Consider the following 17,407-nt stretch of genomic DNA (forward strand, 5'->3'; position numbering starts at 1 on the left):
CAGGTCTTGCCATGAGACAGTTTACCTGCAGCATTCTAAATCCTTTGAATTGGGAGCCGTTTTATAGCACTCCAAAAAGAAAAGCAAGCAAGTTATACTGAATTACCATGTTGAAACTTCGCAAAGTCTTTTCTATTTTGGTTGCAGCCCTCTTCTTGCTGGGCCTGGGGGTTCTGCTGTATTTTAACCAGCTGGCAGACCAAATGCTTTTTTACAAATATGACAAAGCCTGGTGGCAAACTTCGCATCCAGCCAGTTGCACGCCCTACCGCCAAAGCTATTTTGAAGATCTTCGCCCCAAGGCAAGCAGCTCAAAACCGCTTGAACTCAGTTGCGAAGAAGCCCTCAAACTGCCGGCTCAATCGGCCTATGCCCAAACCTCGGATGGGCTCAAAATCCATTACCGAATTTTTTTCACTCAGCACAAGAAGGCCCCCCTTCTCCTGCATGTTTCAGGCATTACCTCTGACTGGCTGAATGGTGCGCGCTATGTGCCAGCGGCCCAGCGCATGGGTTTTCAACTGGTCACCATGGAAATGCGCAACCACGGCAATTCAGACAATAATGGCCTGGGCACGCGCTATGGCTGCCATGAGTCGGCAGATATTCTGGCTGTGCTCAAGGCTTTGCATGAAAAAGAGCCTGATCGCAAGATCATGCTCTGGGGAACTTCGGGAGCCACCATGGCGATTCTCAATGCCGCAGAGGATTTGAGCAAAGATCCCCTGATTCAGACGATACTGTTGGAAAACCCCATCAGCAGCCTGCGGGATGTCGCTGAAGCCAAAAAACCAGGTTTGCCGCCCTTTGTCTATAATTTTGCGATGGGTATGGCCAGCCTGAAAGGCGGCGTAGATTTTCAGGCCTGTGCCCCCACCGCCCAAGCGCCCAAACTCTTGAAAAAGGTGTGGGTCACTGTTTCGCAAAAAGATCAACTGACTCCTGTTTGGATGGCTCAAAAGATTGTTCAAGCCCTGCCCCAGGGCAGTTTAAAAATGTATCCCGAAGGAAACCATGAACGAATTTGGAATGGACAGCCCGAGGCCTACGAAACCGATATACGTCTTCAGGGGCAGCCACTGCCTACGGAATTGATAGAGCGAGCGAGCTATATCGCTGATGATGCACCTTCAAAACAAGAAAAATAAAGGAAACAGAACATGCGCCTGACCGAGCGAGAAACAGAAAAACTGCTGATTTTCATGGCCGCTGAACTGGCTCGCAAACGTCAGGCCAGAGGCCTCAAGCTCAATTACCCTGAGGCCAATGCCCTGATCAGTGCCGAAATTTTGGAATGGGCCCGCGACGGCAAATCCGTAGCCGAAATTGTGCAATTGGGCAGCACCGTTTTAACACGCGCCCAGGTCATGGAAGGCATTCCCGAAATGCTGAGCGAAATTCAAATCGAAGCCACTTTTCCCGATGGCAGCAAACTGATTACCGTGCATGACCCGATTCGCTAAAATGCCCAGAGAGCCCTTCAAGGAGGAATTATGATTCCAGGTGAAATTTTCTTCGCCCCCGGCGAGATAGAAATCAACCCCCAGCGCGAAATAACCTCACTCACCGTTTCGCACCAAGGCGATCGCCCGATTCAGGTAGGCAGCCACAGTCATTTTTTTGAAGTCAACCGCGCCCTGCACTTTGATCGCAAGGCGGCCTACGGCAAACGCCTGAATATTCCAGCGGGTACGGCCATTCGTTTCGAACCTGGCCTGTGCAGCGAAGTGGAGTTGATTCCCCTGGCAGGAAAACGGATTGTTCAGGGCATGAACGGTTGGGTTTCGGGCTCCCTTGAAGAAAAACAGGCTGAAGCCTTTGCAAAACTGGAGCAAGCACAATGAAACTTACCCGTCAGGACTATGCCCGGCTCTATGGCCCCACCACGGGCGACCGGATCCGTCTGGGAGATACCCAGCTTCTGCTCCGAATTGAGCAAGACCTCAGTACTTACGGCGAAGAAGCCATTTTTGGGGGCGGAAAAGTGATCCGCGATGGCTTGGCTCAAAGTCAGTTCACACGCGCAGAAGGCAGCCCCGATCTGGTGATTACCCAGGTCGTGATTCTGGATTGGTGGGGAGTCGTCAAAGCAGATCTGGGCATTCGCGACGGGAAAATCTGCGCGATTGGCAAAGCGGGCAACCCCGATATTCAAGACGGTATTACCCCGGGTCTTGAAATCGGCCCCGGCACTGAAATTCTGGCCGGAGAGGGCAAAATTTTAACTCCGGGTGGTATCGATGCCCACGTTCATTTTATTTCGCCCCAGCAAGCCTGGGAAGCGCTTTACAGCGGCATTACCACCCTGATTGGTGGGGGCACGGGGCCTGCGGAAGGCACCAAGGCTACCACCTGCACGCCCGGCGCCTGGAATCTTTCCCGTATGCTGGAGTCGCTCACGGCCTTCCCCTTGAATTTTGGTCTTTTGGGCAAGGGCAACAGCAGCCGGGCAGAAACACTCGAAGAACAGATCCTGGCCGGCGCCATGGGACTAAAACTGCATGAAGACTGGGGCACCACCCCCAGCGCAATCGATACCTGCCTCTCGGTAGCCGAACGCTATGATGTACAGGTCGCAATTCATACCGATACCCTGAACGAGAGCGGCTATGTCGAAGATACCCTCAAGGCCATTCAAAATCGGGTGATTCACACCTACCATTCCGAAGGAGCCGGTGGCGGGCACGCCCCCGATATCCTGCGGGTGCTGGCTTACCCGCATATTCTGCCCAGCAGCACCAATCCCACCATGCCCTATACGGTCAATACCCTCGATGAGCATCTCGATATGCTGATGGTCTGTCACCACCTCTCGCCTCAGGTACCTGAAGACGTAGCCTTTGCGGAGTCTCGCATCAGAGCCGAAACCATGGGTGCCGAAGATGTCTTGCATGATTTGGGAGCGATCAGCATGATGTCGAGCGATTCCCAAGCCATGGGACGGGTCGGTGAAGTCATTCTGCGCACCTGGCAGACCGCCCATAAAATGAAAGTTGAACGCGGCCCCCTGCCCGGCGATGGCGACGATGACAATCTGCGCATCAAACGCTACCTCGCCAAATACACGATCAATCCGGCCTTGACCCACGGAATTGCCGATCATGTTGGCAGCATCGAAGTGGGCAAACTGGCCGATCTGGTGCTCTGGCAGCCTGCCTTTTTTGGCGTCAAACCTGAGATCATCCTCAAAGGGGGCATGATTGCGGCTTCCTTGATGGGAGATCCCAACGCCAGCATCCCCACTCCCGAACCCTTACGTTACCGCCCCATGTTTGCGGCTTTTGGTGCTGCCCGTGATCAGACCTGTGTGCATTTTGTCTCCCAGGCTGCACTTGCGGGGGGAAACCTGCCCAAGCTGAATCGCCCCTATTTGGCAGTTAAAAACTGCCGCAATCTGCGCAAAACAGATTTAAAACACAATGATTATCTGCCCAAGCTGGAGGTCAACCCCGAAAGCTATCAGGTGAGCATTGAAGGGCAGATCATCAGCAGCGCGCCCGCTGAAACCCTGCCGCTTACGCAGAAATACTTTCTTTTTTAGGCCATGTTTTTGCGCAAAACCCAGCCCCCGATCAAAGAGCTGCCCCCGCAAACCAAAGCAGAAGCAGAACTTGTCGTTGAAATTCCGCTGCTGTGTTGGGAGCGGCAGAAAGTGCGCCGCCGCCTGATCGCACCCGATGGTGAAGAATTGCTGCTGGCCCTGCCAACAGGTACCCAGCTTCACCCCGGCACCCTGCTGGCACGACGTGAGAACCGGGCCTATACGGTGATCGCAGCTCCCGAAGCTGTGCTGGTCTATTGCCCACCTGACTGGCAGGCCGCTTTGCGTTTTGGCCATTTTATCGGCAACCAGCACCGGGATCTTGAAATCAAAGGCTGCGAAGTTTTGGTTCTGGACGATCCCAGCCTGCGGGAACGGCTCGAAAAATTGGGCTTTGCCGTCGAACCCGCGTTGAGACCCTATCATGGCCGCCCTTTAAGTGAATACGCCCATGTCTGAAGCGAAAGCAGCCAGATCTCAAGCCCTCCTTCGGAGAGCCCTGATTCTACAACAGATTTTTGATTCCCAGTTTCCCCTGGGGGGGTTTGCCCATTCCAACGGTCTGGAGGCCTATACAACTGAGCCCCCGACCCCAGATTTTCTGTTGGCCCTGCTGGAAAATCACCTGCGCCAGGGAGGGCTCTGGCTGGAGTTAAGTGCCCTCAGTCTGGTCTACCGGGGAGACGATCCCGAAACGCTGTCCGCCGAGATCAGCGCCTGGAAAAGCACACCTGGCGCGTATCTTTCCAGTCTTGCCCTGGGCAAACGCCTGAAAAAAATGGCGCTGCGTTTCTGGAAAAAAGATCTCCCCAAGCTCACCGCCCCCCATTTTTGCCTGCTCATCGCCTGCCTGGGACAGGCGCTTGAATTGCCCCAGGCCGAACTTGCAGCCGCCTATGCCCAAAACCAGTTACAGGGAATGCTTTCAGCCTGCACCCGCTGCTTGGCATTCAGCCCTGAACAGGCCCAGGAAATTCTGATTCAATTGCAGCCCAGCATCGCAGAAACCGTTCCCCGCAGCCTTGAGCAGCCGTTTTTGCGCGCCGGCATGCCGGCCTTGGATTTGCGTGGACATCAACAGCAATATTTGTATTCACGGCTCTTTCAATCGTGATCGACAAGGAGAAGGCATATGACCGTCAAAATTGGCGTAGGAGGCCCTGTCGGCAGTGGCAAAACCGCCCTGCTGGAAAAGCTCTGCAAAGCCCTGCGCGAAACCTACCAGTTGGCTGTGATCACCAATGATATCTATTGCTATGAAGATGCAGAAATTCTGGTCAAGGCCCAAGCGTTAAGCGCCGAGCGGATTCGCGGCGTGCGTACCGGCGGCTGCCCCCACACTGCCATTCGTGAAGATCCCAGCATCAACCAGGAAGCTGTCGATGAAATGCTGGAGACCATGCCCGAGCTTGAGATTCTGCTGCTCGAATCCGGCGGAGACAATCTCGCTTCCTCATTCAGCCCTGAACTCGTCGATGTTTCGATTTTCGTGATTGATGTCAGCGGGGGCGATAAAATTCCCCGCAAAGGCGGCCCCGGTATTACCCGCTCAGATCTGCTGGTGATCAATAAAACCGATCTGGCTCCTTTCGTGGGGGCCGATCTTGAGGTTATGGCCCGCGATGCCCAGCAACAACGCGGAACCGCCCCCTTCTGTTTTACCAATCTCAAAACAGGTGAAGGCTTAGAAAAGATTATCGCCTGGATTGAAGCTGACGTTCTGTTTAAACCCACACGAGGCGAGCCATGGGATTGATCGAGGTGCTGCTGCTGGGTCTGGCATTGGGAATCAAACATGCCCTGGAACCCGACCATCTGATCGCTGTCAGCACCCTGCTGGGCCAGGAAGGCCAAATTTTGCCGGCCTTGCGAATGGGTGCCTGGTGGGGTCTGGGACACAGCACCACGCTGGCCTTGGGAATTGGCCTGCTGTTTATGCTCAAACTCCCCCTTCGAGCCCATCACCTGCTTTATTTTGAATTGCCAGTGGCGCTGATGCTCGTATTTTTAGGGCTCAAAACACTCCTGAAGCTCTCGCCGGGAGGCTCTGCTCTGCTCTTTCACCAACATGGGCGCTGGGTACATGTTCATGCTCTCAACCAGCAGGGCCTGCCTGAAGCCCAAGTGCGCAATCAGCTCCAGGGTTTTGGCATTGGGCTGATCCATGGTTTGGCGGGCAGCGGTGCGATGGCGCTTTTTCTGGCAGCCCAACTGGCCGATTGGAGACAGGTGCTGCTGTATACCCTCAGTTTTGGCTTGGGCAGTCTCTTGGGCATGACCTTGGTCTCCTGTGGCATGGCCCTGCCTTTTCTGGCCACCCGTCAAAAACCCCTGCTTCACGCAGGGCTGAGTCTTTTAACCGCCCTGCTCAGTTTGGGATTGGGTGGAGAAATTCTCTGGGCCCTGCTCCATGCATAGTCAGCTCCAACTTCAATTCAGGCAGTGCCAAGGCCAAACCCAACTCAAAACAGCCTTTTGCTCGGGGGCACTCAAGGTCTTTCGCCCCTTTCAGATCGGCCCCTATGCGCTTTTGCAAATCAGCAGCAATGCCCCCGGAATTCACAATGGCGACAGAATTGAAATAGAGATTGAAGTCGAAGCCGGTGCACAGGTCATTCTGCTCCATCAATCGGCGACCAAACTGCACCCCAAACAGGCCCCCGAAGCACGTCAGAACATTCAGATCCAAATCGGCCCTGCGGCACATCTTGAATATTATCCAGGCCTGTGTCTGCCCTTTGAAGGCGCCCATTTTTCACAGACGATCGAGGTCAGTTTAGCCCCCCAGGCTCAGTTTGGATTCTTCGAAGCCTGGAGTGCGGGTCGTCTGGAGCGGGGAGAGGCCTGGCGTTTTAAACAGCTCAGCAGCCTGCTCAGAATCAATCAGCAGGAGTTACCCCTCTACCGGGATGCCTTCGAAATCACTGAAAACAGCACCTTGGCAGGTCTGACCGATGGCTATCCTCTTTGGGCCCATGGCTTCTGGCACGGCTTGCCCAATCCCCCTGCTGCCATGCAGACTCCCCCTGGCGAAGCCACCCTCGCAGGTTGGGGCCCCACCCCAAAAGGCAGCCATTATTACCGGGCCTTGAGCAGGAACAGTCTGGCCTTTCAAAAAACAAACCGCGCCTACCTTGAGCAACGCTGGAAACAGTCTGCAAACCTGTCTATTCCCTGGCAGCGTTATGCCAGTGGCCTGGGGTTTTAAGCAGCAAGAACAGGCTCATGCCCTGTGGCAGCCTGCCAACAACCCAAAAGATCAGTTGCCACCAACTCAATGATATCGGGGTCCAATTTGGATTTTTTTCCCATATCCCGCAAGATTTCAAGAATTTTTTCAGGGGGCAAAGGCCCCCGATAAGGCCGCTCCTGCGCCAAAGCCTGAAAAACATCTGCAACCGCAATAATTCGCGCTTCACGGGAAAGGCTGTTCCGGCGCAAGCCATAGGGATAACCTTCTCCCGTCAGGGTTTCATGATGAAAGGCTGCCCATTCCGCCACCTTTTCAAGCCCATCAATCTGGCGCAGAATCTGATAACTTTCAAAACTGTGGCGCTTCATAATCGCCCGTTCTTTTTCATCCAAAGGCCCCGATTTTTCAAGAATCGAATCGGGAATATTGAGCTTGCCCAAATCATGTAGAAGACCGGCAATTTCAAGCAAATAACAGGTGTGCTCATCCAGCTTGTCGAGCTTGCCAATATAATGCGCCAGTCGGCCTACCCCCAAAGAGTGGCTGGCCGTAAAGGGGCTTTTGGCGTCTACAATCCCGGCAAAAAGACGGGCCACTTCTAAAAACTCATAGGGCGTCATTTCACGCTGTAAATGATGTTCTGACATTTCGCGCAAATAGAGGTTCAAATGCCGCATTTCCAAGGTCAGCCAGAAAAATTCACTGCTTGAAATCTCCAGAAAGACATCCATCAGTTCAGGCTTAAACAGCCGCTTGGCATGTTTTTTCATGGTTTCCTGTATTTCATAACGGGTCAGTAAAAGATCTTGACCGGCATAATGCGCGGCAAAAGCATCCACGCGATCCACCAGAAAAATCAAATTGGAGGCATCCTGAGTTTCAGCTGACAAAGGCAATTCTTTCATGCGTTCCCAAAAGGTATGGTGGTGAAGTACAATTTCAGACAAATGCTTAAAAACAGATTGCTGCTCTAAAAGCGCAAAGCCACGTGTACAGTGGTTGCCGGAATTCTGCCAGTCAAGCTCTTCAATCAGATGGGCATGTTCACGGGTAGAGGAAACACCACAATCGTGCAAAAGTCCCGCATGGTAAACCGTATCCAGTTGCTTTTGCCCCCATCCCAGCTTTCGGGCGCATTCAGTGGCCATAAAAGCCACACGTTTACAATGCTGGTAATCGTCTACGCCCACCAAATCCAGTGTATCTGAGAGCGCAGATACAATCTGGCGAAAATCTATTTTCATCAGCAGCCAAATCCTTAAAAAAGTTTTGTCAAAATCTAATTTCTAAGACAACAAATCCTGTTCTGCGCTTCAATTTTTAAAGCAAACCAGGCCAAGGAGTTGTTTTTTAATAGCTGTGACACAGGAGCAATTACAGGGTTAGTGAAAATAATTATAAATGAGAAGGGCTCCAATTTACAGGACTTCACTGCATATTTAAGGCAAAATTGTTGCAAATATCACACAAGCGTCACATTAATAGAACTCACCCCTTAAATCCAGTCCGCAGAAAGGCCTGAAGCCAGAGCTGAGAAAAGAGCAAAGCAGTCTGCTCTGACCCTTCGGAAAAAAGCGAAAATCTGCTACCATGTGAAAACACCCTGAATACCATTACACAATTTCTGACGCGTACCATCATAAGGAGCAGGCATGAGTTCAAACCTGGGAATGGCCACCGGCGAACTGCAGCATATGCATATTGAAGGAGGCGGTGAAAGTCTCTGGAAAGAAGCCTTTAAACGCCTGCTCAAAGACAGAATCGCCGTCTTTGGCGGAATCGTGATTATTTTATTGGTTCTGCTGGCCATCGCCGCCCCCTGGTTCAGCCCCCATAAACCCCATGCCCAATATGCCAATGGTACTTCAGCCTATGGCATGCCTTTGCCGATTAACAGTTGGGGAAAGCAAATGACCCTGGAGCTGAATCAGCCCCCCAAACGGTTGCTCGTGATTCCTCCCAATGTGGTCTATGTCACCCCCCAGGGTGAAGAGTTTACGGCCCGTGATAATATCAGTTTTCAGCCAGGCCAGAAAACAGCCACTGTGCCTGTGAACCCCGTACGCCCTGAAATGGCAAAGGCCGCGGATAAAAGCAGCCTCAAGCTTGAAAATGCCGAAGACTTGAATTTGCCGATTGCTTCGGCCCAACTTCAGAACGACAAACTCTTTCTTTTGGGCACCGATGCCAGTGGCCGGGATGTGATGAGCCGCCTGATCTTTGGCGCCCAGGTCTCCCTTCAGGTCGGCGTGATTGCGATTGGCCTGGCCGTCATTATTGGCTGTGTCTTGGGGTTGATCTCCGGTTATTTCGGAGGCTGGGTCGATGCCGTGATTATGCGTCTGACAGATATCATGATGGCCTTTCCTGACCTTTTGCTGGTGATGGCAATTGTGGCAGTGATCAATCCCTCACAATTGGGCAACAGCGACCGCGCTTTCGACAAAGCCCTGAACAGCTTCTTTGGCTTGGCCGGTTTTGTGGGGGTGACCCCTGAAGTGATTTTTATCTGTATCGCGATTTCGATCGTCAGTTGGACCCAATACGCCCGCCTGGTGCGCAGTCAGGTTTTAACGGTCCGCGAAATGGAATTTGTGGAAGCCTCCCGTTCCTTGGGGGCCCGTGACACGTATATTATGTTCAAACATATTCTGCCCAATGTGGCTGCCCCGATTATTGTCGTCGCCACGATGGGCATTGCCGGGGCGATCATGACCGAGGCTTCACTGAGCTTTCTCGGCTTTGGGGTCAAGGTGCCCACCGCCAGCTGGGGCAGCATGATCAACGATGGCTTGGGCTATTTCCGCGATGCCCCCCTGATTCCGCTGGTACCAGGCCTGGCGATCGCCATCACGGTCTTTGCGTTCAATCTCTTTGGCGATGGCGTGCGTGACGCTCTCGACCCCCGTTTGAAATAAATCCTGAGTAGGTTTTGCTATGTCCCGTAAAACACTTGTTCTGACCACCGTTCTTCTCGCTTTGGGGGCCTGTGCTCCCCTGGCACACCCCCCACTGCGCCCGGCAGCACAGCTTCAGGCCCAAGCCAGCCAGGAAAGTCTGCCCACCACACTGAGCGAGAAACAATATCTGGATTTATCGATCAAAACCATCCGCGAAGATCTCGACCAGGGCTCAGAAGCCAGCCTTCAGGCTTATCTCGACTGGGGCAAAAGCCAGCCTGAATATTTCAAAGGCTCACGCAATACGATTGGCCAGGCCATCTTGACCACCCTGCGCAGCCGCAAAGGGCCCGGCTCCCAGCGTATTGCCGAATTAGAAACCCTTTTAAAAACCCCGGTTCAAGGCGTCAGCCCTGAGGCCTATCGTGCGATTGATTTCAAGCGCGACCAGGGGGTTCACAAATCCAAACTTGCAGAATGGTGGTATTATACCGGCCACCTGCAAACCAGCTCAGGCACTCCCTATGGCTATGAACTCTGTTATTTCAGAGTTGCACCCGTGATCAATTTCGCCCACCTGGCAGTCACCGACGAAAAAAATCAGCGTTTCAGCTATGAACGCAATTTCTACCGTCCTTCAGCCGTTTCCTTTGCGGCGGATAAAAACCAGGTCAAATACGGCCCCCTGCTCAGCGATCAAACCGGCCCCTTTGCCTATACCCTGAGTTTTCCCATAGGCGGGCATTTCAAGCTGAACCTGAAAATGGAAGCCGAAAAACAGCCCCTGATGATCAATGGCAATGGCCTGATCGACATGCCCGAAGGGCTGGACTCCTATTATTATTCCCTAACCCGCCTGAAAACCTCAGGCACAATTGAAATCGACGGGCAAAGCCAGGCCGTGACGGGCCAATCCTGGATGGATCACCAGTGGGGGCATTTCGTGGCCCTGCGAATCGGCTGGGATTGGTTCTCTTTCCAGATGGACGATGGCAGTGAATACAATCTGTTTGGTTTCCGCAAGCGCAATGGTGAAAAACTGGAGCGCTATGTCAACGGTTTTGACAGCCGCAACCAACAGGTTCAAGGCAAGGGCTTTAAGATTGAACGCCTGCAATGGTGGAAAAGCCCACGCACCGGCCGCATGTATGTCACCCGCTGGCGCGTGACCCTGCCCCAGACCGGCGAAGTCTTTGAAGTTGAGGCCGTGCAACCCGATCAGGAAGTTGCCGCCGTGAAACCCTATGATATCGCCCCCACCTATTGGGAAGGCCGTTGCCGAATCACCAAGATTCGCCCCGATGGCACGCGGATCAGTGGCTTGGGCTATACCGAGCATTTTGACTATACCCGTCAGATTGGCGCAGACTAAGTTTCAGCCAAATTTGGGTTTTCAGACCGGTGAAAAGGAACTTCTCACCGGTCTTTCTGTTTTCAAAAAAAGAAAAAGGCGGGAATCAAACCCGCCCGATAGCGTAGAGAGTAGAGAAAAACTTTTACAAAGGCCTATTGATGCGCCTTGTGGTAGAGATAATAGCCTCCAGCGGCTAAGCCTGCAGCTGCCAGGCCAACGCCTACAGCCACACCTGCAGCAGCCACTTTGGGGCCACCGACAGTCGAAATCAGTTTTGAAAGGGCAGGGCCCGTGGGAACTTTCAGACCTATAGCGGTCAGTTTGCCCGCAATCAGCTGGGCTGTGCCATAGCCCCCCAAATTGGAGAGCGGCGCACCCAAGGTGGCAGTAATCGCAGTTAAAGCACCCGCAGTGCCTACGGTACCCACAGCACCACCGATCAAAGCGGCTTTGCCCAGATAGAGCTTTTTAGATATATCCACAGGCTGAGCGGGCGTTTCCTGAACGGGAGCCGGGGCCTCTTGAACGGGAGCAGGCGTTTCCTGTACCGGTGCGGGAGTCGGAGGCTCTTGAGGCGCAGGGGTTTCTTGAATCGGTTGAGCAGGCTGTTCAGCTGCGATCGGCAAGGTCAAAACCTGTTTGGGGTAAATCAAATCTGGATTTTTAATCTGGTCTTTGTTTAAATTGTAAATCGCATTCCAACGGGTCGGGTCGCCCAATTTGGCTTTGGAAATATTCCAGAGATTATCGCCTTTTTTTACGGTATAGGTTTGCAGTTTATCGCCACTCTGCAAAGCAGATTCAGGAGCTGACTGAGCAATAGCTTGTTCAGCAGGGGCCGATTTGGGAGCCACTGCCGGGGCAGGTAGGACGGGCAAAGAAGCAGATACTTGTAAATTCGACATGGTTCTCAACTCTCTTTTCGCAAACTCTGTATACAACTCTTTTCGTAGCTTGCCCCGCGCAACTGAACTCAAGCTGCTTAGAATTAAATGAATTTTACAAATTACTTAACCATCCTTAACCTTTGAGCGGCCTTGATTTCAGCAAAACCCCGCTTTTAAAAAACAGGTTAATCCGGCAAAATTGCCCTCTGGCACGAAAGATCTAACAGCTTCTGTGCGATAATTCTTATCAGAGCCATTTTATCCAGTAAAGGATTTCCTCCTATGCCGAATTTGAATGTCAACGGGCGCACAGTCGACCCCAACAGTATCCGCAAGATCTCCGTTCCTGAAGGAGAAACCCCCAAATCCTATCTTCAGAAAAACGAAGCCCTGATTCGTAAAAATTTTAAAGACGAGCTCTATTTTGAGCAAAACGGGGATCTCTTTGTTACCGAAGATCGTTTTATTGTCGAAAGCATGGGCGGCAACCTCAAAGACGCCAAACTGCGCATGGGTGCAGTTCCTGCTGTCGCCTTGATGCTCGACAATGAACCCGACTCCCATAAAATTACCGATCTGGAAATCACTGGCGCTCCCACTGAAACCGAATGGCTCAAAAAAGAACTGGGGCTCAAAAAGGGTGACCACGTCAATTTGCACGATTTGCAAAAAAAGGCAGATGTTCTCTTCCGTTCCAATCGCTTTTTAAACGTCAATTTTGTGCCTGAAGCCTCCGAGAAGGGCATCAAACTGCGGCTAGATGTGACTGAAGTACCCAAAGAAATCAAATTCCATGGCGCAGAGCCGGGCCAGGAAACCAAACTGAAAGCCCTCTTTCCCCAACCTCTGACCCAGGAAAATATCGCCAAAGGCATGCAGGCCGTTCAAGATCTGCAAGACAAAGACACCCAATCTCTCCTGCGTGGCCTCGACTTTAAAATCAACGGCAATCAACTGGATGTCATGATTTCAAAGGCGCAAATCCCCCAGCGCATGACCTTTGCGGGCATGAGCACCCAAGAAGCAAGTTCTGTCGAGCCCTTCTTTCAAAAGCCCCTGAACTATGAAAACATTGAAAAAGGCATGGAGAATATGCGCAAGCATTTCGCCAAACAAGGCTATATCCTGCCCACCCTTGAATTCAATGTCAAAGGCGAAGACCTCACGATTCAGATGAGCAAAGCCCCGATGCCCACCCGCATAGAGATCAAAGGGGCCACGGTTTATTCCGAACAGGAAATCAAGGGCATGTTTAAAGAACCTCTGACCATGGAGCATATCCAAGCCGGCCTGCGCGAACTTGAAAAGAAATACAATGACGATGGCTATGTACTCATGCCTCCTGAAGGCGTTTCTGCCGACCTCGACAAGGGCGTGCTCTCGATTCAGGTACGCGAAGCCAAGCTCAGCAGCATCGAATTGAGTGGCAATGACAAAACCAAATCTGATGTGATTATGCGCGAAATGCGCCAGCATGCAGATAAACCCCTGAATATGAAAACCCTCGATCAGGACTTGCAGCGCGTGGCTGGCACCGGTTTGTTTGCCAATGTCAACAAAACCGTTGAACCCGACCCTCAAAACCCAGACAAAGTCAAAGTTCGGGTGCATACCGCTGAAGAGAAAATGTCGAGTTTGAATGTGGGCGCGGGCTACAGCATGAGCAATGGCCCCTTCGGAACCGCCAGCCTGAATCTTGGCAACGTAGCAGGCATGAATCGCAAGGTCAGCATTGATGGCACGCTGGGAACCAAGGTTTGGGGCGGGGGCTTGAGCTATTATGATCCCTGGATGTTTGAAGGCCGTACGTCCTTTGGCGCCAGTGTCTACCACCGCCAATGGCAGGGGCCCTATTCCGACGAAACCCGTACAGGAGCAAAAGTCAGCCTGGGCAAACCCCTGGGAGATATTTACGATTCTCCCTGGCGGGCCGATGTTACCCTCAGCGCCGAACGGATTGGCATTGACGACCAATACAGCGTCAGCGGCACGGGCACCGATTATCGCGTGGGTGTGCGCCCCTCAATAACCTACAGTACCCTCGATGACCCTGTTATGCCCCACAAAGGCACCAAATTCCAGGCTGGCGCAGAACCCGTCTGGGTCAGTGGCCGCGTGATTGGCAAATTCGATGCCAGCGCCAGCCACAATATTCCCCTGGGCGAACGCTTTACCCTGACAGGCAGTGTTCAGGGCGGCACGATTTTAGGCGATGCACCGCTCTATGAAAAATACAATAATGCCGGTTTGGGACGCACCCTGATGGGATGGGAATCAGACGGCAAATTGGTCGGCAATAACTATGCCATGGCCAGTACCGGTGTCAACGCTCAAATTTGGGGCCCTGTGAGTGCCACCGCCAAATTGACAGCGGGTGACTATTTTGATGGCACCGATATTCACCCCAAAGTCGGCGCAGGTGTAGGCGTCAATGTCAAAATCGGGAATTTTGGCGTGCTCAACGCAGGCTATGGTTTCAAATTGGTTGGCAAAGAAAAGGGCGACAGCCCCGGTGCCTTCCATTTGGGCTTTGGCATTCCCTTCTAAAGCTGAAACGACATACTTAAAAGCCCCCTGGTTTCAGGGGGCTTTTTGCTGGGCAAAACGTGCCCGACTCAGTGAGGGCTTAATAGCTGAGCCCCCCGGCGCAAGATTTCCTGATAAAGCCGATAGGTATCCAAAAGACTTTCACGGCTCAACCACTCATCGGGGCGATGTGAATTGCCGCCAACCGGAGCCAAACTCAAAACAGGAAAGCCCACCAATGCAAGAATATTTTCATCGGCCACAGAAACGCCCATCACCTCGGGCAAAGCCTGCCCCCGCAAGCGGGTAAACAAATCTTGGATCTGTTTGACCAGGGGATGATACGGTGAAACCCAATAACCGGGAGCCATCGGCGTGGGGCGGTCCAAAGGTGACACACACAAATCGGCTTGGGTCCAGACCTGCAAAAAACTCTGTAAACGTTTTTGCAAACCCTCTTGGGTCGTGCCCGGATGCACAAGACAAGAGAGCACGACTTCACAGTGCGAGGGCACACTGAATTCAGCTTGCCCCCCCTGAATCTGACGCACCAGCATCTCTTCTGCTCCCCATTCCGGGTGGCGCGAGAGCAATAAATCCGGCAATTTCTGCAGGGTTTTGGCGGCCTCTTCAATGGCATTTAAGCCTTGTCCAAACAACGCTCCGTGAGCGGTTTCACCTTCAAAGACAAGCCGGTAGCTGAAAGAACCTCTGCGCCCCAACCCCAAACAGGGATAAGCGGTGTCCACACTCATTTCAGGCACCAAAGCCAGGGCCACATCCTCCAACCAGCCGGAACGCACCAAGGTCCAGGCCCCTTCAGACCAAAGCTCTTCATCGACACCCAAGGCGATTTTCAGACGATAGCCCTGAAATTTAAACTGCTGAGCCACTTCCAGAATCAAGGCCATGCCGCCTTTCATGTCTGAAACCCCCAGCCCGGTCATGCGATCGCCTTCTGTTTTTAAAACAAAGGGGTCTTTCCAAGTCTCTGCTGGCATAACGGTATCCAAATGGGCATAAAGCAGAATCGCCTGTTCACCCTCACCAGCTTCGGCCAGAAGATTAAAGCGGTTTTCTCCTTCAAGATACTGACGCTCTGTTTGAAAGCCTGCTTCTTGCAAAAAACGCTCACACCAAATCGCAAGGGCCTGCTCCTGGCCTGTGACCGACGGAATTGAAATCAGTTCGGCAAGCGTTTCAAAAAGCTGCACTTAATCCCCCGTTGCAACGACCTGGTTATCACGCAATACATTCCAACGCTTGTCCACACGCTGAATCTGCATCACGGTCTGGCCGTTCTGCTGAATATCCACGGTATTTGTAAAACCTGAGGCATCGACTGTGCCAAATCCATTATAGGCTTTGCCCTGAAAAACCGTATCAAAACTGATCTGGCCCTGGGTCAGCGTCCCCTCCAGATTGGCCTTGCCATCTACGCGCAGACCAATTTTCCCCAAGGCCGGATGGCCGGTATTTTCACCGCTGCCAGACAAGCTGGTTTCAATGTCTCCCCGCAGAGGAATCTGGCGGGGGACTTCGCCTTTGAGGGTCAGACTGAGCGTACCCAAGGTATTGGAGGGCGTTTGCGCCACACTCAGTTCATAATAGGCAAAATCAGCGGGGAAGGCTTTGGCAGGAAAAGGTTCCGCAGCCCCATAATTGGAGATCGCCAGCACATCAAAGGCATAGGGCTTGCCTTCACCATTTTTAAAACTCAGGGTATAGTTGCTGCGGTAAACAGGATCAAAGGTGGTATAGTCGGTACCATTGAAGAACCAATCAGGCAAACCGCTGCTGTTGCTGCTTTTGACATTGAAATAAATAAAGTTTTCAACCTGCTGGCGACGGGTACTGATCGCACGGGTGGTCACCAACATGCGTGAGGTTTCCTGGGCAATGCTGATCATGCGCGTGGCCAGGGCAATCAGCCCTTCTTCAGTGCTGATTTTGTATTCATCCGGGGCGGCAGATGCCACCGGTTTAATCAATTCTGGGCGCACCCCCTGTATGACCTGGGGAACCCAACAGCCTGTCAGACTGGCCATGGCCAAGAGGGTCAGCGAAATTGTATTGCGTTTCATATTCGGAATCAGCCCTTTACTTGATCTTCTGCAGAGAAACACGCCCCAAAGGGAATATGCTCAAATCTGTGCTAAAAGCGCAGCATATGCATCATACCACGATGCGGGAGCGGCAAAAATGGAGCCTTAGTTTTCAAGGGTTTCAAGCGCCAGTTCGGCCAACCCCACCCGTTCCTGTGCCAGACCCAGGTCTTGCAACTGGTCACGGCAATAGACATGGTTGATAGCCGCCAGCCGCAGATTGAGCCGATCCAGAGCCAGGGTATCCGGCAGTTCAAGGGCTTCCAGCGCACCTGGCTCCGTAAAATTCAAGGGGCAGACATCGAGCAAAACTTCGCCCTCGGCAGCTGCTTCTTCATCCTGAAAATAAACCGGCAGGCCGTGGGTCCGGCAAATCACCGGGCGCTGGGCATAGACAGTACAGAGATCATTGAGCAAAAGCGCACAGTGCGTTTGTGCTTCGGGTGCGGCCAGCGCCTGGCGGGCCTGGGCCAAAACCTGGGCTTGCTGCTCGGGAGCCAAGGCTTTCAGAGCGGTTTTGAGGGCATCCGCTTCGACCTGAAAGACCCCCAAACCAGGCAGACAACAGCCACTGCAACCGGCCTGACAACTCAAATGCGCAGCATGCTTTGTGCTCAAGGCTTCGCAAAGGCCTTCAAGGTCGTTTAAAAGTTGGTGATAAGGTTCAAAAAAAGGCATGGTTGCACTATATCTGATTTTTTCAGGGGTGGGGAGAGGACACGGATCTGCCAGATCAAAGAATAGCTTGGTCTGAAAGGGAGCATTCTATATTGAAATAGATCATTCTAATTGGAGAGAGATAGGGGCCACAGGCCCGCTGGCTTTTTCTTTCCATCATGTGCTTCTTCGAAATTATTTCTGAAGTAATTCACAGTCTAAAAACAAATCAATAGTCAAAATC

Annotated in this window: 16 protein-coding genes and 1 pseudogene; 12 read left to right on the top strand and 5 right to left on the bottom strand. The window is 52.5% G+C overall.

Going from position 1 to position 17,407, the window contains the following annotated elements; translation table 11 throughout:
- Positions 1 to 107 precede the first annotated feature (107 nt).
- The 9 genes and pseudogenes from COW20_01425 (at position 108) to COW20_01465 (ending at position 6,749) form a co-directional block, all read left to right on the top strand.
- Positions 108 to 1,148 carry a hypothetical protein gene (locus tag COW20_01425; protein ID PIW50719.1) on the top strand — a complete coding sequence of 347 codons (1,041 nt, stop codon included), beginning with the start codon at positions 108 to 110 and terminating at the stop codon, positions 1,146 to 1,148.
- 12 nt (positions 1,149 to 1,160) lie between these two features.
- On the top strand, positions 1,161 to 1,463 hold the full coding sequence (locus COW20_01430) for an urease subunit gamma (GenBank protein PIW50720.1): 303 nt from the start codon (positions 1,161 to 1,163) through the stop codon (positions 1,461 to 1,463).
- Positions 1,464 to 1,493: 30 nt separating this feature from the next.
- Positions 1,494 to 1,844 carry an urease subunit beta gene (locus COW20_01435; GenBank protein PIW50721.1) on the top strand — a complete coding sequence of 117 codons (351 nt, stop codon included), beginning with the start codon at positions 1,494 to 1,496 and terminating at the stop codon, positions 1,842 to 1,844.
- The gene (locus tag COW20_01440; GenBank protein ID PIW50722.1) at positions 1,841 to 3,541 is read left to right on the top strand and encodes an urease subunit alpha; all 1,701 of its coding nucleotides are present in this window, start codon (positions 1,841 to 1,843) and stop codon (positions 3,539 to 3,541) included. Before COW20_01435 ends, COW20_01440 begins: the two co-directional genes overlap by 4 nt.
- Before the next feature lie 3 nt (positions 3,542 to 3,544).
- Positions 3,545 to 3,796: pseudogene (locus COW20_01445) on the top strand (hypothetical protein).
- Positions 3,797 to 3,992: 196 nt separating this feature from the next.
- Complete coding sequence (locus COW20_01450; protein PIW50723.1) at positions 3,993 to 4,655, top strand: hypothetical protein; 663 nt, start codon at positions 3,993 to 3,995, stop codon at positions 4,653 to 4,655.
- Between the two features lie 18 nt (positions 4,656 to 4,673).
- Positions 4,674 to 5,297 (top strand): urease accessory protein UreG, encoded by a 624-nt coding sequence (gene ureG, locus COW20_01455; GenBank protein PIW50724.1) that lies wholly within the window; start codon positions 4,674 to 4,676, stop codon positions 5,295 to 5,297.
- Entirely contained in the window at positions 5,288 to 5,959 is a 672-nt protein-coding gene (locus COW20_01460; protein ID PIW50725.1) for a hypothetical protein, read from the top strand. The genes ureG and COW20_01460 overlap by 10 nt, the downstream gene beginning before the upstream one ends.
- Complete coding sequence (locus COW20_01465; GenBank protein PIW50726.1) at positions 5,952 to 6,749, top strand: hypothetical protein; 798 nt, start codon at positions 5,952 to 5,954, stop codon at positions 6,747 to 6,749. Before COW20_01460 ends, COW20_01465 begins: the two co-directional genes overlap by 8 nt.
- Here the strand turns inward: COW20_01465 and COW20_01470 are convergent.
- A complete protein-coding gene (locus COW20_01470) occupies positions 6,746 to 7,978 on the bottom strand; it encodes a hypothetical protein (protein ID PIW50727.1) in 1,233 nt (410 codons plus the stop codon). The genes COW20_01465 and COW20_01470 overlap by 4 nt on opposite strands.
- 408 nt (positions 7,979 to 8,386) lie before the next feature.
- On the opposite strand from COW20_01470, the gene COW20_01475 reads away from it, so the two are divergent.
- Positions 8,387 to 9,652: a hypothetical protein gene (locus COW20_01475; GenBank protein PIW50728.1), complete on the top strand. Its 1,266-nt coding sequence runs from the start codon at positions 8,387 to 8,389 to the stop codon at positions 9,650 to 9,652.
- 19 nt (positions 9,653 to 9,671) lie between these two features.
- Positions 9,672 to 11,006 carry a hypothetical protein gene (locus tag COW20_01480; GenBank protein ID PIW50729.1) on the top strand — a complete coding sequence of 445 codons (1,335 nt, stop codon included), beginning with the start codon at positions 9,672 to 9,674 and terminating at the stop codon, positions 11,004 to 11,006.
- Positions 11,007 to 11,140: 134 nt separating this feature from the next.
- On the opposite strand, the gene COW20_01485 is transcribed toward COW20_01480, so the two are convergent.
- Positions 11,141 to 11,893 (bottom strand): hypothetical protein, encoded by a 753-nt coding sequence (locus tag COW20_01485; GenBank protein PIW50730.1) that lies wholly within the window; start codon positions 11,891 to 11,893, stop codon positions 11,141 to 11,143.
- 264 nt (positions 11,894 to 12,157) lie between these two features.
- Here COW20_01485 and COW20_01490 point away from each other — a divergent pair, with 264 nt between their 5' ends.
- A complete protein-coding gene (locus tag COW20_01490; GenBank protein PIW50731.1) occupies positions 12,158 to 14,422 on the top strand; it encodes a hypothetical protein in 2,265 nt (754 codons plus the stop codon).
- 68 nt (positions 14,423 to 14,490) lie between these two features.
- Here the strand turns inward: COW20_01490 and COW20_01495 are convergent, their stop codons facing one another.
- The 3 genes from COW20_01495 to COW20_01505 all read right to left on the bottom strand — a co-directional run bounded on the left by COW20_01495 (position 14,491) and on the right by COW20_01505 (position 17,184).
- Positions 14,491 to 15,615, bottom strand: a complete 1,125-nt coding sequence (locus COW20_01495; protein PIW50732.1) for a hypothetical protein — start codon at positions 15,613 to 15,615, stop codon at positions 14,491 to 14,493.
- Positions 15,616 to 16,485, bottom strand: coding sequence for a hypothetical protein (locus tag COW20_01500; GenBank protein PIW50733.1), 870 nt, complete (start codon positions 16,483 to 16,485; stop codon positions 15,616 to 15,618).
- A 126-nt stretch (positions 16,486 to 16,611) separates the two neighbouring features.
- The gene (locus COW20_01505; protein ID PIW50734.1) at positions 16,612 to 17,184 is read right to left on the bottom strand and encodes a hypothetical protein; all 573 of its coding nucleotides are present in this window, start codon (positions 17,182 to 17,184) and stop codon (positions 16,612 to 16,614) included.
- Positions 17,185 to 17,407 lie beyond the last annotated feature (223 nt).

The organism is bacterium (Candidatus Blackallbacteria) CG13_big_fil_rev_8_21_14_2_50_49_14 (genome assembly GCA_002783405.1).
Classification (GTDB): domain Bacteria; phylum Cyanobacteriota; class Sericytochromatia; order UBA7694; family UBA7694.